Annotated in this window: 1 protein-coding gene; it reads right to left on the bottom strand. The window is 57.6% G+C overall.

Annotated features, from left to right (window positions below; all coding sequences use genetic code 11):
- Positions 1–51 precede the first annotated feature (51 nt).
- Positions 52–2,760: an AAA domain-containing protein gene (locus tag D183_RS0111305; RefSeq protein ID WP_026144383.1), complete on the bottom strand. Its 2,709-nt coding sequence runs from the start codon at positions 2,758–2,760 to the stop codon at positions 52–54.
- Between the last annotated feature and the right edge of the window lie 247 nt (positions 2,761–3,007).

The following is a 3,007-nucleotide window of genomic DNA, read 5'->3' as shown; positions in this document are numbered from 1 at the left end:
ATCGGCGGGAGCACGGCCAGGCCGATGTCCTCGCGCACCTTGTCAGGCTATTCAGCTCTCGGCCACAGCACTCATCCACTCTACAAGAAAATCGGTGATCTTCTCCTTGATGCCGCTTTCCACAGTGCGCAAGCGCAGGATGGCAATGCCGCTTTTGGACAAGATTCCGTTCTTCAAGCGATCCCGCTCCATCTGCTCGGGCCGGTCGTGAAGGCCGCCATCGACTTCAATTACCCCCACTGGGATCTTTCCAACCCGGAAATAAACAACAAAATCGCAACTGGCACGCGCCATGAAGGCCCGCTCGCGTTCCGTCAACTCCGGGTTGCTCGAGGCTGCGACTTGATCCAGCTTGACTTGATCGTGGAACATCAAGGCATGGCACTCGGATGTGGACAGAACCTCGCGCAGTAGCTGTGCCACGATCTGCTCGGACTTGTACTGTGAATCTTCGGGGCGCAAGCGAGCATTCAAGCGGGCCAGGGACTGGTCGTACTCGCGGTACAGCAGATCAAATGCAGAGATCACAGGCGCCCGCACGACTTGCGCAACCTCGGCGTAATAGCTGATATAGCGCACCAAGGCAGCGATGTGGCCATTTTCGGCAAATACGTCATCGCCAGTCACAAGGGTGAAGCGCTGCTTGGCTCGCGATACCGCCACATTGATCATGCGTGGGTCGTCAACGAAGCTCAGGCGCTTCGGATCCTGGTTGTAGCGCTTCTTGTCCAGCACCGTGGAGAAGACGATCTCATCGCACTCTCGACCCTGGAACTTATGCACCGTGTCTTTCACGAACTCCGCCGGCAGGCGCGAATCAGAGAGATTCACCTGCGCCCGGAACGGCGCGATGAATCCACGCCCATCGCCATCAATGCCAACCGCGTCATCCTCATCATCGAGCACCTTGAGCAGGGAATCCAATTCGCGGAGATTGGTGTTCTGACGGGTGTGGTTGCCCTTGGCGGTCACAATCAGGCGCAACGGCGCTTCGCTTTGATCTTCGGTCATCGGCACCAATGCGTTATCGTAAAACTGCTGGTTGCAGAACTGGATGATCCTGGGATGGCAGCGATAGTGCTCTTTGAGCAGTGTCCTTGGTAGCGCCTGCTTGAACACGGCGATACACGAATCGAGCAGGCTGTAGCGCTCGCAATCGTAGGCCTCGGCGGGCGCTGACAGACCCAGCTTAACTGGAATGTGCGCCAACTGGCGGTTGTCGCCGACAACAATAAGGTTCCTCGCACAGCCCAGTGGCAAGATGCCCGGTACGATGTCCTGGAGCGAGGCCTCGTCGATGATCACGTAATCAAGGATCGTCTCCGGTGCGATCGAATTGATGATGGAGTGCGTACCGCTTCCCAGGATCGGGAAGCGCTTCAAGAAGACATCGAACCTTTGCCGGTAGGTTTTGCCATCGAAGCTGTCCGATGGCAGGGGCAGACTTTGTAGGTGCTGCTTCAGATGGCGCATGGACGCAGAAGTCATTGCATCCAACAAGGCAGTAAAGTTTCCTTGCGCCAGCGATTTGCGGCAAGCCTGCAACTCCGCCGCCTTTTCCTGCAGCGCCTTGTCGTAGTAGTGCATCTGCAGCGCATGAAACACGGACAGTCGCTCATCTGCGTTGGCGAAAGGCTTGACACGAAGGATCCCGAAGTTGAACAACAACTCGATGCGATCCCGCAGGCGGACACGCTCTTGGCCGAGATGGGCCAAGTAGGCCATCAAGTCTGCGGTCTTGTGCGGCGTCAACCCGTACTTTTCCAGCGAGACGGCAGCATGCACGCCGTTTTCCGCCTGCCATTGCTGGAGATAGCGCCGCTCGATGGTCAACTCGTCGAGTTCGGCCTGCAATTGCGCCAACCGATTGCGATCGCGCAACTGCTGCGTCAAGCGACCCAACAGACCCTGGATCTCCTCCAGCGTCGGCGCCGGCTCGGGTGCGTCAGATGGCCATGGCGGCAGATCGGCGAAAAAATCGTCGCGGTTTTCCTGATTGCCGAGTTTAGCGACCAGATAGCCCAGTCCGCACTTCTCCAACTTCTCGTAGACGTTTTCTACTGCTGCATTGTTGTTGGACAACACCGCCACTGTCTGCCCACGCAGCAGGATGTTGGCAAGGATGTTGAGAATCGTCTGGGTCTTGCCCGTCCCGGGCGGACCCTCGATCACGCTGACCTGAGCACGGAACGCATGCTCGACCGCCGCCAACTGGCTCTCGTTAAGACCGAACGGATAGATCAGGCCCGGCCCGGGGAGCAGCGTGCCGTTGTGTCCCGTGCAGTAGGCATGCAAGGCCGTTTCGACACTGACAGGCAGCCTGCCCAGCTGGTCTACGACATTGGCCGCGATCTTGCTATCTGTTTGCGACGTTGCATGCGCCTGCCGCGCCTTAGCCACCCTGATGAAATATTGCAGAACCGGCGCGCCGTTCTTCACCATCGGCGTAATGAAGTCGATTCCCTCCATTTTGAAAACGTAGGGCTTGTCGGCAGCGCCAGGGTAATGCACCACGGCATACCGCTCGCCATATATCGTCGCCTTCGCGACAGGCGTAACGTTCGTGCTGCCTGATCTGGTCAGCAGCACATCATTCAGTTCGCGAGTGGGAACGATGACGCAATCTTTGAGCGCGTGTAAAACGGCGCCCTTATTTAAGTAGGAACATTTCAGCTGCAGACCTGCGCGCTTATCGCTCCAGACCAACCAATTGACGATCTCTGCAGTCTTGTCCTCGCCACCCACCTGGATCGACACCATACGTCTCTGTCCGTGTACTTGGCCGTCGTTCACCCTTCGACCGACAGCCAGATGCCGTTACTTATTCACATGACTTCATATTGCCAGTCTCTCTTCCGACGCAGGTAGACGGCCCAAGCGTTGCATCACGTAGCCTAGAACCTGCCTGAAGATCGGGCAATCACGGGGAAAAAGGAACTACAGGCTTTCTGCTGTTGCCGTCGGCAGCAGCAGCAGCCGCACCAGCGGATTCGGGAAGCGCCGCGAC

It is taken from the genome of Xanthomonas sp. SHU 199 (assembly GCF_000364665.1).
Classification (GTDB): Bacteria; Pseudomonadota; Gammaproteobacteria; order Xanthomonadales; family Xanthomonadaceae; genus Xanthomonas_A; species Xanthomonas_A sontii.
Note: the sequence above shows the minus strand (reverse complement) of the source record. Positions and strands in the feature narration are given on the sequence as shown.

Bases quoted from the DNA above. Each gene is read 5' to 3' on its own strand.
- D183_RS0111305 (WP_026144383.1), bottom strand. From the start codon at position 2,760: ATGGTGTCGATCCAGGTGGGTGGCGAGGACAAGACTGCAGAGATCGTC.